Genomic DNA, 17773 nt, shown 5'->3' with positions numbered 1-17773 from the left:
ATGCAAGGTTTTCCTGACATACCGCGATATCTGATTTCACGACGGCTTCGCCGCCGAACGCAGCCTCGCAGGCTCGGCAGCTGCTACAACGGGCGTTATCGTTCTTCGCGGGCAAGTCGGATCGCCGCATCGCTCGCTCCTACAATGGAATGCATTTCCCCTGCAGGAGCGAAGCTTGCTCGCGAAGAGGCCCTTACTGGCGCCCCATCACCCTCAGGCGATCACAATCGCGCTACCGGACAAACTGTCCAGCCCGACACCCACCAGGGTCACCGAATCACTGCCAAACGTCAGCAGCGTATCCTGCCCCACCGCCGTGGCATGGGCACGGAAGTCGTCGTTTGGCGCAACGCCCTGAACCCCGAGGAACACCAGTTTGTCGTTGGCCTGATAGCCCACCACCCGGTCCTGGCCAAATGCGCCGCTGAACAGGAAAGTATCGACCCCGCCACCGGATTCGATCAGGTCGTTGCCCGCCCCGCCGACAAACACATCGTTGCCGCTGCTGCCGAGCAAATGGTCGTTGCCGTCCAGGCCAAACAACCAGTCGCCCGTTGCGTGGGCCTTGAGGGTATCGGCGCCGGTAGTGCCCTTCACGCTCGAGGCGTACTGGGTCAGGTTGCTGCCGTCTGCAAGGCCATTGGCGGTGACGCTGTGGGTCACGTCATCCTTGAACACGCCCCAGAGAAAACCCGGCTCCTTGGTGACGATGCTGCCGATGTCGCGGGTGATGCTGATGCCGCCATTGGCGTCGCGCACGTACAGGTTGCCGGCACCATCATTGGCAAAGACGAAATTCTTCACCGACTGCTGCAGGTCCAGCACGTTGCTGCCCTTGCCGCCCAACAGAATGTTGTAGCCACCGCTATCCCTGAAAGTGTCGTTACCGTCGCGGCCTTCCAGGTAGTCGTTGCCCTTGCCGCCCTGGATCAGGTCATTGCCGTCACTGCCGATGATGAACGTGCTGCCTTTATGGGTTTCGGCGTTGCGGTTCAAGTCCTGGACCCAGGTGTTGGCTCGCGCCGGGTCCGAGAGGTTGGCGACGATGATCGTCGAATCCTTACTGGTCAGGTCGTAGAACTTCGACTCCAGAACCCGGGTCATGCCGTCGCCGTAACCGGTGGGCAAGTGCGAGATCCAGGTAGGAATGTTGAGGATGGAATACGGCAGCACATTCCACGCCGTCGAGGCGTAATGGTCATTGAAGCTGACAATGTTATCGGTCGCCGAATCCTTGGGCGCATCGTGCACGCCTACCGAAGCCAGGTTGAACGACGAGCCATCGAGCGCGCGGAACACCGGGTCGTTTTCATAACCGATGTTCAGCACTTTGTCGCTGCTTTGGGTCGGCGAGGCGTAGGCAATGTAGTTGGAATCCTGGTAGAACCCCGACCACTTTTCACTGCTCAAGTCCGCCAGGCTGTTGACCGCCAACCCGCCGAGGCTGTGGCCGCTGACCAGTACGTCCTTGCCCGCCAGCCCATTGGCCTGGGCAAACGCCGCGACTTTGCCGAGCAAATTTCCAAAGGCCTCGCCCGCGTAGTTTTTCGCGTAATCCTTGGGGCCGAGCGCCGCCAACAGATCGTTGATCACGTCGCCGATGGAATCGCCGATCTGGATTTCCCGTGGGCCGCTGGTGCCGCGAAAGGCGATGCCGATTTCCGTGAGATGACCCTGGGCGTCGTACTTGCCGAGGATCTCCACTTGCGCGCTGGTGTAACCGGCCTTCTCGCCGAAGAAGGTTCCGCGAGCGTCGGTCTTGCCGCCATAGCCCAGTTGCGCGGCGGTGATCGGGGTCCAGCCGGCCTTTTGCACGGCGTCGAGCGCGGCCTTTTCCGAATCGGGGTTCCAGGGAATGCCGGGGATGACGCCCTGGGAATCGGTGCCGCCGATCAGCGCGGTCACCAGGGTTGCCGGCAAGCCCAGGCCGAAGCCGTTTTGCTGGTAACCGGTGGCGAAACCGTTGTCGAGGTTGTGATAGGAATACAGCGTGATCGCCATGGCATCGCTGAACAACGCCTTGGACTCTGCTGTACCGAAGTTTTTGTAGTCATACACACCCATTGGTATTGCCTCTCTCTTTGTTGGAGTTGTCAGAGATAGCTCACAGCCAGGACGCCTCAATCACGAGGCGCCCCGGAGCCTCTAGTGCATGCCGCCTTTACGCAAACGTAATTCCCGAAGCCGACAGGTTATCCAGTCCCACCCCCACCAGCGTCACGGCGTAATCGCCAATCTTCAGCACCGTGTCGTTGCCGGCCTGTGAAGCGTGCTGGGTGTAGTCATAGCCCTGCCCCGCGCCCTGGACGCCGATGAACACCAGTTTGTCGCTGCCCTGGTAGCCATTGATCGCGTCAAAGCCGAAGGCGCCGCTGAACAGAAAGGTGTTGCCGCCGCCCGAGGCATGCATCACGTCATTGCCCGTGCCACCGACGAAGGTCACGTGGCTCTTGTCGCTGCGCAGCAGGTCGTTGCCGGCGTTGCCGAACAGCCAGTCACCGTCGACGCTGGCCACCAGCGTGTTGCTGTAGGCATCGCCGTTGAGCGAGTGGTTGTAGTGGGTCAGTTCGGTGCCATTGAGCAAGCCATTGGCGGTGACGTTGTAGGTCACCTCCTTGCTGCCCCACCACGAGCCCGATTCCTTGCTCACCAGCGCGCCGATGTCGCGGGTCATGCTGATGCCGCCGTAGGCGTCGCGCACATACAGGGTGCCGTCGCCGTCATTGGCAAAGCTGAAGTTCTGCAATGGCTTCTGCAGCTCGAACGTGTTGCTGCCTTTGCCGCCCAGCAGCAGGTTGTAGCCACCGTCATCGCGGAACCGGTCGTTACCGTCACGACCTTCGATGAAGTCATTGCCCGCGCCGCCCTTGAGCCAGTCATTGCTGTCGGTGCCGATGATGAACGTGCTGCCGGTGTGGGGCTCGCCGCTGCGGCCCAGGTCTTCGACCCAGGTCGTGCCTCGGGACGATTCCGACAGGTTGGAAACGATCAGCGTCGAGTCCTTGTCGGTGAGGTCGTAGAAGCGTGAGTCGATCACCCGGTTCAAGCCGTCGGCATAGCCCAACGAGCCATGGGCCGACCAGTTCAACGGATTGAGGATGCTGAACGGCACCAGGTTCTGCGCGGTGGAGGCGTACTGGTCATTGAAGTTGACGATGTTGTTGGTCGCCGACTCCTGATGACCGTCGTGCTTGCCCAGCGAGCCACTGCTGAAAGTGGTGCCGTCGAGCACGCGAAACACCGGATCATTCTCGTAACCGATGTTCAGCACGTTGTTACCGGTGGAGCTTTGGGTCGGCGAGGCGAAGGCAACGTAGTTGGCGTCCTTGAAGAAACCGCCCCAGTTATTGCCGCTCAACTCCGCCAGGCTGTTGACCCCCAACCCGCCGAGACTGTGCCCGCTGACCAGCACGTCCTTGGCGCTCAGGCCGTGGGCGATGGCAAACGCAGCGACATTCTTGAGCAAAGTGTCGAAGGCGTTTTTCGCGTAGTTGCTCGCGTAATCCACCGGGCCGACCGCGGCCAGCAAATTGTTTTTCATGTCGCCGAAGGTGTCGCTGTAGCCCAGGCCGCCGGTGCCACGGAAGGCGATACCGAGGCCGATCAGCTTCCCTGCCCCGTCGTATTTACCGAGGATTTCGGCTTCGGCGCTGGTGAAGCCGTCCTTCTCGCCATAGAAGGTGCCTTGAGGCCCGACCTTGCCCTGGTAACCCAGGGCTGCCGCGCCAATCGGCGCCCAAGCGGTCGCCGGCAATGGCTGGCCGGTGGGCGTGTACGCGTAGAGCGTCAGCGCGATGGCGTCGCTGTACAACGCCTTGCCGTCAGAATTTTTGTAATCAAACAGTCCCATGTTGTTGCTTCCTTTGCGTCAAATCAGAACTGCCAGTCCAGGGTCAGGCCCACACCGTGGTCTTTTTCCCGGGAGCCGAGCAGCCCGTTGTAATCCAGGTTCAAACGGGTATCGCGGCCCAGCGCCAGTCCGGCACGGGCACCGACCACCGCCGCATCGCGGTCCATCGACACGCTTTGCACGCTGAACGCGGTGTTGCCGTTGACGAAAGCCAGGTGGTCTTCGGAACGGGTGTTGCTCAGGTTGTGCTGCCAGCCGAGCGTGCCGGACAGTTCCAGCTGGTGCTGGTCGGACAGCGCAATGGCTTTGCTCGCCCGCAGGCCGAGGGTGGAGAGCACCGCGTCGCGGTTGTTTTCACCGCCCTTGAGTGCGGCGGCATCACCTTTTTCGCTGAAGCTGTCGCTGTTCAGGTGCACGTAGGCCAGGTTGACGAACGGCTCCAGCGCCAGCGGTTGCAGGTCCAGGCGATAGGCCGCTTCGGTGAACAGTTGCGCGGTGGTCGCATCGCGTTTGGATTTCTGCTTGCCGCTGACGTCACCGAATTGCAGGTCGCGTTTGACGTCGATGCGATGCCAGCTGTAAGCACCGCCGACGCTCAGGCGCAACGCGTCGATTTCATGGCCCAGGTAGGCACCCAAGTGATAGCTGTCGACCGATGCCGACGAATGCGTGCCATCGCCCATGCTCAACGAGCTGTCGCTGTAACCAGTAACGAAGCCCAACCGCGTATCTTCAGTGATCAAGCCATCGACACCCGCCAGCAGCCCGCCAATGGAGCTGTTGGAACTGGCGTTGTCATGCCCGCCATCGCTCTTGCCCCAGGCGCCGAGCACTTTGAGCCAGGCGTTGCTGCGGTCATCGGTCGGTGCGCCGGCGTCGAACAGATCACGCTCGCGCAGACGTTCGCCGACGGCATCGCGCAGGTAGTGGCTGTCGTTGATCAGCAGCGTGCCGATCGCCGGATGAATTTCACCGGAGAGTTGCTGAAACGCTTGTTGCGCGACAGCGGCGGTCGGCGACAGCAGCAAGGTTTCGTAGAGCGGGTTGCCCACGCCCAGTTGCTCGGCGGCAGCGGCCACGGCGCGTTGGTTCGGGGTTTGGCCAACGCTGGTGAAGGACGTCGCGTTGCGCTCGACGGCCAGCTGAATGCCGTTGGCCGCGTAGTCGAGGGTGCCACCGATAAACAGGTAATCCGGCAGCACTGCACCGAAGCGCCCTTCGATTCCGCCGGCCGCTTGCAGGATGTTGTACTGAGTGCCGAGCAGGGTTTTCACCTCGCCGGTGGTCAGCAGCGTCGGGCTGTTTTCCAGGGACAGGCTGACTGTTGCGCCTTCGATGATCGCCTTGCCGCCGGCGATGATCTTGTCGCTGCTGGTGGGTGACAGCTCTACGGCGTAGGTCGAACCAGGTTCGAAGGTCACGTCGCCCGCCACCTGCAAGGTGCCGATGGAGTTGCCGGGGGCCACGGTGCCGCCGCTTTTCGCGGTCAGCGCCGCGATGCTGCCGTTACCGCCGAGGATGCCGCTGTCATTGACAGTGACGGCCGACAGCAGCGAACCGTTGATCGCCAATCGGCCCTGATTGACCAGGGTCGGGCCGGTATAGGTATTGGCGCCGGTCAGCACCAGCGTGCCGATGCCCTGCTTGGTCAGGCCGCCATGGCCGGAAATGTCGTTGCGCCAGAAGTCGAGCCCGCAGTGCACGTCATTGCACACTCGCTCGGTGGGTTTGCCGGCGTCAATGATCGCGCCGATACCTGGCAAGTCCGCGACAAACTGGCTGGAGCCGTAGGCGCCGTCGATGCGGAACTCCTCGGGAATGTCCTGCTCGGTGACGAACATCGCCGGGCCGTCGATGCCTTTGCGCAGGTTGATCATGCCCCAGCCGTACAGCGCGTCGACGCCAGGAGCGCCGAGGTCGGTGGCGGTGGTGCGCAGTACGCTGGCGACTTGCGCGCCGGTCATGTACGGGAAGCGTTCCATCAACACCGCTATCGAGCCGGCAACGTGCGGCGCCGCCATCGAGGTGCCGTTGTAGTTGGCGTAGCCGGTGGTCAGGTCAGCGGCATTGGTGCCGCTGATGATCGAGCTGTAGATGCGGCTGCCCGGCGCCGACACGCAGAAACTCGCGGTGTAGCCGCAACGCGACGAGAAGGTGCTGATGTTGTAGAGGTCGGAGCTGTTGATGTCCGGGTTCTTCTGCAACGCAGCGACGGTCATCCAGTTCGGCGCGATCTCCGGGACGAAGTAACCGAGGCCGGCGATGGCGTCCGGATTGTTGAGGTTGTAGTCGTTGCCGGCGGCGAAGATCGTGACGATGCCGCTGCGGGCCGCCGCGATGGCGCCGTCGTAGGCACCGCCGGGTTTGGTCCCGAGCAAGGTCTGGATCTCGTTGAACTGCAGTTGTGCGTCCTGCACGGTGAAGTGCGGGTATGCCGGGTCCCGACCACCGAGGTCAAAGCGGTCGGTGATGCCGATGCCCCAGCTGTTGTTGATGATCCGTGCGCCGCTGGCGATCAGGGCGTCCCAACCGGCCTTGTACACCGCGCCGTCGTTACCGCGAATGATGCCGTCTTCCGGGCCTGGGTCGCCGTTGTCGGCGCTGATGATCTGCGCGCCAAAGGCGACGCCGTGCATCAGCCCGCCATCGCGACTGCCTGCGGCGATCCCGCCAACGTGGGTGCCGTGGGCGCCGAGTTTGCCGTTGGAGCCTACCGAAGGCGAACCGTCATAGAGAAAGGCGTCCCCGGCTTTGACCGGAATGTACGGGTCGGTGTATTCGCGGATGCCGCTGGTGACCAGGGTGATCACCTTGTTGGCCCCGGAAAACTCCGGGTGCAAGGCGTAGACCGGTTGGTCGAAGATCCCCAGTTTCACCCCTTTGCCGGTGTAACCGGCTGCATAGGCCTCCTGAGCATTGATCGCCCCCAGCCCCCAATCGGCGTTGAACTCCGTGCTGCGCCAGCTATCGGGATCGCCTGTCTTGCCATTTTCCACGTAGGGCGCCGCGTGTGCGGTGCCCAGGGTGGCCAGTGCGCAGAGCAAGGCAAGTTTGTTGTACCTGTTATTCATCAAGCTACCGTCCTTAGTTGTGTTGCCAAAATCCTTCTGGCCAGGGGCCTGCCCCATTTCTGTCAGTCAGGGCACGCTCCCACAGGGATTGCGGTTAAATCACGGGCATCAGGCCCCCTCACCGCAATCGGTGTTTACTGGGTTAAAACTGCCAATTGAGACTCAGTCCGACTCCATGGCTCTTCTCACAGCTGGCCTGGCATTGATGAAATCAAGAGCAGCAGCGTGCCGACCGACATCGGCTTGATCTGTACGTCCATGTGCATGACATCTCGCTTTCCTGGCGTTTTTAGAGTTGTAGGCCCCGGTCCAGAGGCTGCGTTGCAAAACACCCTGGGTTAAATCATTGAGCCCTCGTACCTTGGCCGAACGCCTCATCCACCTTGGCCAAATCCTGTTCGCTCAAGGTGCCGGCGTAGTAGTGCAACTTGGTCCAGGCCATCAGATAGTCGTAGCGTGCCTGCGCCAGATCCCGGCGGGTGGTAAATAGTTGTTGTTCTGCGTTAAGCGCATCGAGGTTGACCCGTTCGCCACCCAGAATGCTTTGTTTGGTCGAGACCACCAGCGCTTCAGCCGAGGTCAGGGCCTTCTGATAAGCGCGCAACTTGTTGACCCCCGACAGGCAGGCGCTGAACTGGCGGCGCAGCTGGATCAAGGTTTCCCGGGTCTTGCCGTCCAGCTCGTACTCGGCCTGTTCCATGGTGCGGCTGGCCTGCCGGGTCGAGGCCGAGACGCCGCCACCGGCGTACAGCGGCACGTTGACTTCAATACCGATGGTGTTGGTGTCATAACGCTGGTTGTAGGTGTTGCCGCTTTCCGATTCGTTCTGGCGCATCGAGGCGTAGGCGCTGACTTTCGGCAGGTGCCCGGCGCGGTTGCGTTCGACTTCGTAGCGCGCCACTTCCACCGCCTGGCGCTGGGAGGCCAGGTTCGGGTTGTTGGCCACCGCCATCTCGTGCCAAGTGTCGTAGTTGGCCGGTTGCAGGGTGAAGGTCTGAAAGTTCTGATCCAGTGGTGTCAGGTCGCCAATGTCGATGGCCGGCACGCCAATCAATGCGCCGAGCTCGCGCAGGGCCGCATCCTGTTCGTCACGCGCCTCGATTTCCTCGGCGGTCGCCAGCTCGTAACGTGACTCGGCTTCGAGGATGTCGGTACGTGTGCCTTCCCCTTGGCGGAACATCTGCTCGTTCTGCTGAAACTGCTCCTCGAAGGCTTTTTTCTTCGCGCGCGCGATGTCGATCTGGTCCTGAGCAAACAGCGCCTTGGTGTAATTCTCCAGCACACGAACCAGCAGTTCCTGGCTCTTGCCACGGAAGTTTTCATCGGCAAACAGCGATTGCGCCACGCCTTTGCGATACGCAGCGTAAGCCTCGTAGTCGAGCAATGGCTGTTGCAAGGTCAAGGTCGAGCCGTAACTACTGTAGTTGCGATCATCCGTTTGTCTGTTACCACGATCGTTGAGGTATTTGACCTCGGAGGAGTTACGCCCCTTGTTGTAGTTGTAACCCAGCCTCGGCAACAGCCCGGCGCGGCCGATGGCGCGGTTTTCAAGGCCGGCATCGCGCTCCTTGATAGCGCCGAGGAACACCGGATCATTGCGTAACGCTTGCTCGTAGATGTCGAACGGCCCCATGGCCATTGCGCTGTTGCACGTCAGCAACGCCAGGGTCGCTGCAAGCAGGGAAAGCTTATTCATACAACCGAACATCCTTATTCCTCGGTCAACGCGGAGCCTGCCCGGTCGAGCAGCGGTTTGAACAGATAATTGAGGAGTGAACGCTCACCGGTGCGCACGAACATCTCTGCCGGCATGCCGGGCTTGATCGCCAGGCCGTTGAGTTTTTCCATCGCCTGATCGCTAACGCTGCTGCGCAGCACGTAATACGGCGCACCGGTTTTCTCATCGACCATCTGGTCGGCGGAGATCAGGCTGACTTCGCCCGGCACTCGCGGGGTACGGCTCTGGTTGAACGCGGTGAACAGAATGTCCACCGGCAAGTGCGTGCCGACCTTGTCGATCAGGTTGATCGGCAAGTGCCCTTCCACTTCCAGGCTGGTGCCTTGCGGGACAATCTCCAGCAGGTTTTCGCCCTGGCGTACTACCGCGCCTTCGGTATGAACCCCAAGGTTGACCGCAATGCCATCGGCGGTGGCGACGATTTCGCTGTGCTGCAAGTCGAAGCCGGCGGAAGTCAGTTGCTCTTCCAGGGTCACGCTTTTGAGCTGTGCGTCGGCGAGTTGGCTGCGGACTTCCTTCTGGTATTCCTCGCTGTGCTGTTGCAGCTTCAGCCGGGATTCAAGGATGCCCTGCTCCACCCGGCCGCTTTCGCCGGTGTTCTCTGCCAGTTGTTGCTGCACTTGCGACAGCTGTCGCTGGTATTCCATCAAGCGGTTGCGCGGGATGTAGCCGTTGTCTGCCAAGGGCTGCAGATTGCTCAACTGTTGTTGCAGGGAACTGGCCTGGGCCGTCAGGTCGGTGCGCGCGCGGCGCATGCCGGCCAGTTGCGCGCTGGCACCTTCGATGTTCGCGCGCAACGCGGCTTGCTCACGGGAAAACGCTTCGCGACGGCTGCTGAACAATTGCCGTTGGCCTTCAAGCACCAGCGCCAGCCGTGGGTCGGGATCGTTGCTCAGTTCAGCGGGGAAATTCACCTGCTTGAGGTTGTCCCGTTCACTCTGCCAGCGCGCCAGGCTGGCCCACGCCATGCGGTATTGCGCTTGCAGCGATTGCACATCGGCCGCGACCTGGGTCTGGTCGAGGCGGAACAGCGGTTGGCCCTGCTTTACCACCTGGCCTTCGCGCACCAGAATCTGGCTGATCACGCCGCTGCTCATCGATTGCACGGCCTTGCGCTTGCCCGAGACCACGACGGTGCCCTGCACCGGGATGCCTTGATCGAGCGGCGCGAGGCTCGCCCAGGTGAAAAAACTGCCGGCGCCGACGATCGCCAGCATCCAGCCCATGCGGGCGAAGAAATGGGCGTCGCGCTCAGGGCGTTCGGCAATGTAGTCGTGTTCCATCGTCGCTTCGCTGTCGTTGTTCATGCGTGTGCTGCTCATACACCCGAATTCCTGGTCGTGGGCTGATACTGCCGGCTCATGCTGAGCCCGCCCGGTGCCTGCGCGGCTTTTTCACGTGGTTGTTCCTGGGCTCCTGACTGGTTGCCGGCAAGCGCCTTGAGCACTTCCTGGCTTGGGCCGAAGGCTTGCAAGCGACCTTCGTTGAGCACCAGCAACTTGTCGGCCTGGGCCAGGGCCGAAGAGCGATGGGTGACCAGAATCACGCTGGTGCCCCGGGCCTTCATTTGTGCGATGGCGCCGGCCAGTGCCGCTTCGCCGACGGTGTCGAGGTTGGAGTTCGGTTCATCCAGCACCACCAGGCTCGGATGGCCGTACAACGCGCGAGCCAGGGCCACCCGTTGCTTCTGGCCGCCGGACAGACCGCTGCCGTCTTCACCAAGCACGGTGTCGTAGCCTTGGGGCATGCGCAGGATCAATTCATGGACGCCAGCCTGTTGCGCGGCCTCGACGACTTTTTGCGGATCAGCTTCACGGAATCGGGCGATGTTTTCGGCGATGCTGCCGCTGAACAATTCGATGTCCTGGGGTAGATAACCGATATAAGGGCCGAGGTCGTCGCGGTTCCAGCGATGAATGTCCGCGCCATCAAGGCGCACCGTGCCGCCCAGCGTCGGCCAGACGCCGACCAGCACCCGCGCCAGGGTCGATTTACCGGAACCGGAAGCCCCGAGCACGCCCAGCACTTCGCCGGCGCCGAGGTTGAAATTGACCATGTGCAAGGTCGCTGCCCGTTGCCCCGGCGGGCCGGCGCTGACTTGCTCGAACGTGATCTGGCCTTTCGGCGCCGGCAGCGCCATGGCCTCGTCACTCGGAGGAAAGGCTTGCAGCAAGGCGTCGAGACGGCGGTAGGCGAGTTTGGCGCCGCTCCACTGTTTCCACACAGCGATCAACTGATCGATGGGGCTCAGCACCCGGCCCATCAAAATGGAACCGGCGATCATCATCCCGGCGGTCATGTCGCCCTTGATCACCAGCAAAGCGCCCAACCCCAGGACCAGCGATTGCAGACACAGGCGCAGGGTTTTGCTCAGGGAGCTGATGACCGCGCCAGTGTCGCTGGCCTGATTCTGCAAGCCGAGAAAACGCGAGTGCACCCCAAACCAGCGTTTGCGCAACGCGCCGAGCATGCCCATGGCTTGAATGGTTTCGGCGTTATGCAGGTGACTGGTGGCCAGTTGGCTGGACTTCTGGGAAAACCCCGCGGCTTCGCCCAAAGGCTTTTTGGTCATGGCCTCGTTGAGGCAGGCCAGCCCGATCAACAGCACCGCGCCCGCAGTAGCCAATACGCCGAGCCAGACGTTGAACAGGAAAATCACAAACAGATAGACCGGAAACCACGGCGCATCGAAGAAGGCAAACAACGCCGGGCCGGTGACAAACTGGCGAATATGGGTCAAGTCGCCCAGGGATTGCCCGGCGTTGCCCTCGCCCTTGAACAGGTTGCGCTCGAAGGCGGCTTGATACACCCGCAGGTTGAAACGGCGCTCCAGTTGGCTGCCGATACGAATGACGATGAAACTGCGCACGGTCTCCAGCAGCCCGATGAAGGCGAAGAACCCGACCACCATCAGCGACAACATCGCCAGTGTGGTTTCGTTTTGCGACGACAGCACCCGGTCATAAACCTGGAGCATATAAATCGACGGGACCAACATCAAAACGTTGATCAATGCGGTAAAGCAGCCGACGCTGATCAAGATGCTCTTATAGTCGCCCAGTGCCTTGAATAACGGTGCGGTGGCCGGGCTCTTCGCCATCTTCATTGGTTTTTCCTGAGGTATTAAGCCTCGCGCTGTTCGGCGAGGTTCCAGTTAACTGTCCGCACACGGGTCGAGACATTCTTTTGCCGGTTATCGCTGACAGATTAATAACAACTCTTTATGGACTTTAAAGCGTCCCGATTATTGATCTGCTGCTTATAACTGCAATAGCGGTCTTTATATTCAGCACCGGCTATCGGTCCGACGCTTTTCACTTATTGCGCTGCGCGCGTGAGCGTAATAATCAGCCCCGACTTCAAGGTACTTTTATAAAGCCCTTCATGCTGCCGGCTGAAGAACACAATTCTTGAGCCTTCCTCCCCGGTCACGGCAATGCCGTCCGGCTCCGGGAACCAGCCCATCGCCGATTTGTTCAGCCAGGCACTGAGGCAATCGGCCCCCTCACCCAGGGTCTGGTCCGATTTAAGCTCGATCATGCAGACATTCGACGGTTTGTCCTGCAGCGCCTGGGACTCGGGCGAGTCTTGGGCGGCATTCAAAATGGCTTGCCATTTACCGGCGAGCTCCGACGGGTCGGCTAATTTCAAACTGCTTGCCATGGCTACTTCTCCAAGAAACATCATCAGCGTCGCTAACAGCCACGCGGTTGTTTTGCAGGTAAAAGCGTTCTGGGTCATAGGGCGTTTTACTCCGGATCGGGGCAGAGAGCAGCGCGTAAAGCGCCACCCTCCTTTTTGCCTTGAATCAGGCCACGATGTCCGAGAACGCCGCCTGACCGACGGTGCTGACCAGGAAATCAGCCACGCCGTGCCCGGAGAAGTCCACCGACAACAGGCTGTTGCCGCCCGAAGTGGTCAACACTGCATCGCCTGCCGCACCGGTGAACGAGTTCACAAAATGCAGGCCCGCGCCTTTGGTGATGCCGGTCAGGTCGATCTTGTCCAGGCCGCTGACAAAATCGAGGATCTGGTCGACCGCACCTGGCTTGGAGTCGCTGCTGGCCGCAAACACGAAGGTGTCCGAACCCGAGCCGCCCCACAGCTTGTCCGCACCGCCCGCGCCGAAGAGGATGTCGTTGCCGGCACCGCCTTTCAGTTCGTTGGACACGCCGTTACCGATCAGCAGGTCGCTACCCGAACCGCCAATCGCGTTCTCGATCGTGACGCCTTTGGCGATGGACACGTTGCCCACCAGGCCGCCAACGTCGGAGAACGAGGCTTCATTGAGGTTGATCTTCTGGTTCTGGGTAAAGCCGGAAAAGTCCAGGGTGTCCTTGCCGCCCGCATCCCACACCGAGAACACGACTTTGTCCGACGACGAAGACGCGCTCAAGAAGTCGCGACCGGCGTTGGAGTTGAAGCCGTAGGTGGTGTCACCGGTACGGGTGGTGGTGTTGGCACCGTAGAGTTTCTGGATGGCGGCGATATCGTCCATCAGCGGGCCGGAAGAATAAGCTTCCACACCACCCTTGCTGAAGTTTTGATCGGTATTGCTTTCACTCCAGTAACTCATGACGCTGTAACCGCGGGTGTCTTGCCCGTAAGTCGCGTCATTGTAGGTCGGTGCACCTTCACCGGCGTTGTAATCGCCAGGGTGGGCCAGGCCCAGGGTATGACCGATTTCGTGGGTCAGGGTCTGACGGCCGTAGTTGTTCAGGTCCGGCGTCTTGTTCGGCGTGTAGCTGCTGTTGGTCAGGTACCACGAAGTACCGTCATAACCGGCGCCCGTGCCAGGCAAATAGGCGAATGCCGCTGCGCCATCCTGACCACCGCTGTAGTTGCCGAAGGTCATGTGACCGTCACCGCCGGAGGACTTCTCGGTGAAGGTGACGTTGGCCACGTCGGCCCAGGATTGCATGGCGAGCACGGCCTGGGCTTTCTGTTGCGTATTGAACTGGCTGAACCCGGTAATGCCGTGCTTGTTCATGGTGCTCGACGAAGCCGAGGTCAGGAACGTGTAAGTGAGTTCGATTTTGCCGCTGCCGTCCTTGTCCTGGTAGGCAGCGCCGTCACGCAGCAGCTGGGTAGCGGCCTGATCGACGGAGAAGGAGGGTTTGCCATTGACCGTGAGATTGCCGCCACGATCATACTGATGGCTGAAACTATCGACCTGGTTGTAGGCAGAACTGGAGGCAGCCAATGGCGCAAAGCTCTGTTCGGCGAGATCAATAGCGTTGTCTTTTACTTTCGACATAAACACACTTCCTTGTTTATCAATGGAACAGTTTTTGTCCGATACGACAATCTCTGGCGAGATCGTCCTATCACTCGCCCAATGAAGGCGTATGAAAACTGACACAATTCGAAATCAAACGTCTACATTTTTTTTGACGTCAAATTGAACTATTTCGCAGAACTCCCGCAAACATTGCTTACGCTGTCGAAAGATTGTTTTTAGTGCAGGGTTTCAGCCGGATTGTCCGACAATTTCGTATTTAAATATTAAATATTGGCAAGTTGTTTTTTTGTTGATGGGTTCTCTTTTTTTTGACTTTTTAGTATCAGTGCCAGTGTATTGATATCAACTAAATTAAACGTCCAGTTAGTTGCATCGGTGGCCGGAAACAGAACTCCGAAGGCCAGTTAATCCCTACACTGCCCTCAGACCACGGCCTGCTAGACTGATTACGCCCTGGCTCCTGATCAGCGCTGCCAGGCCACCGTATCCTGTCTCCTGATCTGGAGGTATCCCATGAGCGACAGCACCGAAGTCACTACTTTTACCGGCTGGGCTGCAACATCGGCAGGCGCTCCACTGGAGCGCTATAGCTACGATCCCGGTCCATTGGGGGACGAGGAGGTGGAAGTCGCCGTGGAGTATTGCGGCGTCTGCCACTCCGACCAGTCGATGATCGATAACGAATGGGGCCTGAGCCACTACCCGTTTATCCCTGGCCACGAAGTGGTCGGCAGTATCGTGCGAGTGGGCGCACAGGTACGCGGTCTCGAAGTGGGACAACGGGTGGGCATTGGTTGGTACAAGGGCAGTTGCATGCATTGCTCCTCGTGTATCGAAGGCTCCCACCAGCTATGCAACACCGTCCAGCCCACCATCGTCGGCAGCAACGGCGGCTTCGCCGACCGCCTGCGTTCGCACTGGGCCTGGGCGCTTGCGATACCGGACGGGCTTGACCCGGCCATGGCCGGACCGCTGTTCTGCGCAGGCTCTACGGTGTTCAACCCGCTCGTGGAATTCGACGTCAAGCCCACTGACCGGGTTGGTGTCGTGGGAATCGGCGGCCTCGGTCATCTGGCACTGCGTTTCCTCAACGCCTGGGGCTGCGAAGTCACGGCCTTTACCTCGTCGTTGAGCAAGCAGGACGAAGCCAGGCGCCTGGGGGCACACAACGTGCTCGCCTCTACCGACAGTAACGCGCTGAAATCCATTGCCGGCACCCTGGATTTTCTCCTGGTCACCGCCAACGCCGACCTCGACTGGCCGGCCATGCTTGGAACGCTGCGCGGCAAGGGTCGCCTGCACTTTGTTGGCGTCGTGCCTGGCGCTATTCCAGTGCACGTATTCAACCTGCTGCCCCAACAAAAGAGCGTGTCCGCCTCGCCGGTCGGCTCGCCCAGTACCACGGCAACCATGCTGGAGTTCTGCGCACGTCATCAGATCTTGCCGCAGGTCGAGCACTTTCCCATGAGCCGGATCAACGACGCCATCGATCACCTGCGCAGTGGCAAGGCGCGCTACCGCGTCGTGCTGGACGCCAGCAAATGACAGCTTGGCGCGTCGGGTAATACCGCACGCGCCTTTTACCGCCGCTACTCGAGATATCCAACCGTGAAGGCGTGAGGAGTCAGATGCGCAAGTGCGCACTCATGTAGTCAATGAACACGCGCAGCTTGGGCGAGGCATAGCGGCTGGCTGGCCACAACATCCAGAAGACGACCTGGCGGTCCATGTAGTCGTCCAGCACGGTGACCAGTTGGCCGCCTTCCAGCGCTTCGCGCACGAGGAAGGTGGGCAGAAAGGCAATGCCCCTGCCCTGGATTGCAGCGTAGGCAAGGGGCTCGATCGTGTTCGACGTCATCGTGGCGGGTAGTGCCAATTCAGCCTCGGATGTTCCGAGCCGCAGCGGCCACCGCTCCAGCTTTCCTGTGGCGGGAAATTTGTGTTGCAGGCAGAAATGACTTTCCAGTTCACGCGGATAAGTGGGCACACCCTGCTGCTTGAGATACGTGGGCGACGCCACCAGCACATGTGCGCAGGAACCCAGGCGGCGCGCGGTCAAGCGAGAGTCGCTTTGCTCGCCGGTCCGAATCACCACGTCGAACCCCTCCTCGATCACATCGACCATGCGGTCGCAAAAATCGATATCCAGCTCGACTTCCGGATACTGCTCCATGAACCCGTCAAAGGCCGGCATCATCAGATCGCCCAGCAGAGGCGTGCCCACGCGAAGCCGACCACGCGGGCTGCCAGCCAGGCCCGACAGCTCGGACTCGGCAGCGGAGACCTCGCTGAGGATGCGGCGGCATCGCTCAAGGAATACGGTTCCCTCGGCAGTCAGCGTGATGCTGCGTGTGCTGCGATGAAACAGCCGTACATGCAAGCGCTCTTCCATCCGGGCGATGGTTTTGCCCACGGTCGAGGACGACACCCCCAACTGGCGGGCAGCGTCGGTAAAGCTGCGCGTTTCGGCAACCTGCACGAACATTGAGATGCCGCTCAGACTTTCCATCACTTTTCCTGCGTGCCCCGGGAGTACCGCGTCAACAAGGCGGGATTACGGAAAAACCATCCGAAATGTTCGGCATCGCGAGATATTTTTCTTCACGCGCTACACGCCTACATTGCGCTCATCCCACCACTGATAGGTATCGTTGTCATGTCCAAACTGCATACGAGCATCCAAATAGGCCCTTATCATATTGCCCACCGCGTGGTTCTAGCGCCACTGACCCGCATGCGTGCCGAACCAGGCGATATTCCTGGCCAACTGATGGCTGAGTACTACGCCCAGCGTACCACCGCTGGTGGCTTGCTGATCGGCGAAGCCACGATCGCCGCAGCCAATGGCAATGGATACCTCGGTGCTCCCGGCCTGTATGACGACAGCCAGATCGCCGGCTGGAAACGGGTGACCGACGCCGTCCATGCCAAGGGCGGCAAAATATTCCTGCAGCTCTACCATGCGGGGCGCCAGTCCAACAGCCTGCTGCAGCCGGACGGCGGCCAGCCGGTGGCCCCTTCCGTCGTGGAGCACGGCGGCCTGGCCTTCACCGAATCCGGCTGGACCCCCGGCACCCCGCCGCGCGAGCTGACCATCGCGGAAATCCGCGGGCTGGTAGAAAGCTTCCGCGCCGCGGCCGAACGCGGTATCGCTGCCGGCTTCGACGGCGTGGAGCTGCACTCGGCCAACGGCTACCTGTTCGATCAATTCCTGCAGGACGGCAGCAACAAACGTGCGGATATCTACGGTGGCTCGTTCGAGAACCGCAGCCGGTTCCTGCTGGAAGCGGTAGAGGCTGTGATCTCCGTCTGGGGCAGCAATCGGGTGGCGGTGCGTCTGGGGCCGAGCGGCAATTTCGGCGATATGTCCGACAGTGACCCCGTTGGCCTGTTCACCTATGTCGCGCGTACGCTTAACAAGCTGGACCTCGCCTATCTGCACCTGATCGAGCCGCGCATCCTGGGTGTCGCCGAAGACGAGAGTCGGGACCAGAACCCGGTGGCGTCCCAACTCATCCGCCAGCACTACAAGGGCACCCTTATCGCAGCGGGTGGCTTCTCCGGTGAATCGGCCAAGGCGATCCTGGAAGCAGGCGATGCCGACCTGGTCGCTTTTGGCCGCCACTTCATTGCCAACCCTGACTTGCCAGAGCGCCTGCGCAACGGCTGGCCACTGACCCCGTACGACCGCGGGACCTTCTTCGGCGGCACGGAAGCGGGTTACACGGACTATCCTTTCTACACCGAAGCCGCCTGATACTCCGCACCGCCGACAGCTGGGAGCCATGGGTGGCCCCGGTTGCCCCTGGGCACCTGTTCGTTTCCAAAGAGGTGCCAAGTCTATGAAGGACACGACTGCTGCGCAGCCGAAC

11 protein-coding genes are annotated in these 17773 nt (G+C 60.8%); 2 read left to right on the top strand and 9 right to left on the bottom strand.

Annotated elements, in window-relative coordinates:
* Positions 1-213 precede the first annotated feature (213 nt).
* The 8 genes from PMI21_RS06050 to PMI21_RS06085 form a co-directional block, all read right to left on the bottom strand.
* The gene (locus tag PMI21_RS06050; RefSeq protein ID WP_007940684.1) at positions 214-2064 is read right to left on the bottom strand and encodes a polyurethane esterase; all 1851 of its coding nucleotides are present in this window, start codon (positions 2062-2064) and stop codon (positions 214-216) included.
* A 97-nt stretch (positions 2065-2161) separates the two neighbouring features.
* On the bottom strand, positions 2162-3850 hold the full coding sequence (locus tag PMI21_RS06055; RefSeq protein WP_007940683.1) for a polyurethane esterase: 1689 nt from the start codon (positions 3848-3850) through the stop codon (positions 2162-2164).
* 23 nt (positions 3851-3873) lie between these two features.
* Positions 3874-6921, bottom strand: a complete 3048-nt coding sequence (locus PMI21_RS06060) for an autotransporter serine protease (protein ID WP_007940682.1) — start codon at positions 6919-6921, stop codon at positions 3874-3876.
* 343 nt (positions 6922-7264) lie between these two features.
* Positions 7265-8629 carry a TolC family outer membrane protein gene (locus PMI21_RS06065; RefSeq protein ID WP_007940681.1) on the bottom strand — a complete coding sequence of 455 codons (1365 nt, stop codon included), beginning with the start codon at positions 8627-8629 and terminating at the stop codon, positions 7265-7267.
* A 2-nt stretch (positions 8630-8631) separates the two neighbouring features.
* Entirely contained in the window at positions 8632-9981 is a 1350-nt protein-coding gene (locus PMI21_RS06070; RefSeq protein ID WP_007940680.1) for an HlyD family type I secretion periplasmic adaptor subunit, read from the bottom strand.
* Positions 9978-11765, bottom strand: coding sequence for a type I secretion system permease/ATPase (locus PMI21_RS06075; RefSeq protein ID WP_007940679.1), 1788 nt, complete (start codon positions 11763-11765; stop codon positions 9978-9980). Before PMI21_RS06075 ends, PMI21_RS06070 begins: the two co-directional genes overlap by 4 nt.
* A 212-nt stretch (positions 11766-11977) precedes the next feature.
* Complete coding sequence (locus PMI21_RS06080) at positions 11978-12400, bottom strand: AprI/Inh family metalloprotease inhibitor (protein WP_033064178.1); 423 nt, start codon at positions 12398-12400, stop codon at positions 11978-11980.
* Between the two features lie 67 nt (positions 12401-12467).
* The gene (locus tag PMI21_RS06085; RefSeq protein WP_007940677.1) at positions 12468-13916 is read right to left on the bottom strand and encodes a serralysin family metalloprotease; all 1449 of its coding nucleotides are present in this window, start codon (positions 13914-13916) and stop codon (positions 12468-12470) included.
* A 498-nt stretch (positions 13917-14414) separates the two neighbouring features.
* Between PMI21_RS06085 and ahr the strand changes: the two genes are divergently transcribed.
* Positions 14415-15446 carry an NADPH-dependent aldehyde reductase Ahr gene (ahr, locus tag PMI21_RS06090; protein ID WP_007940676.1) on the top strand — a complete coding sequence of 344 codons (1032 nt, stop codon included), beginning with the start codon at positions 14415-14417 and terminating at the stop codon, positions 15444-15446.
* Positions 15447-15525: 79 nt separating this feature from the next.
* On the opposite strand, the gene PMI21_RS06095 is transcribed toward ahr, so the two are convergent.
* Positions 15526-16410: a LysR family transcriptional regulator gene (locus tag PMI21_RS06095; RefSeq protein WP_007940675.1), complete on the bottom strand. Its 885-nt coding sequence runs from the start codon at positions 16408-16410 to the stop codon at positions 15526-15528.
* Between the two features lie 147 nt (positions 16411-16557).
* Between PMI21_RS06095 and PMI21_RS06100 the strand changes: the two genes are divergently transcribed.
* On the top strand, positions 16558-17658 hold the full coding sequence (locus PMI21_RS06100; RefSeq protein WP_007940674.1) for an alkene reductase: 1101 nt from the start codon (positions 16558-16560) through the stop codon (positions 17656-17658).
* Positions 17659-17773: the final 115 nt, after the last annotated feature.

This window comes from Pseudomonas sp. GM18, assembly GCF_000282195.1.
Classification (GTDB): Bacteria; Pseudomonadota; Gammaproteobacteria; order Pseudomonadales; family Pseudomonadaceae; genus Aquipseudomonas.
This window is presented reverse-complemented; position numbering and strand designations above follow the sequence as displayed.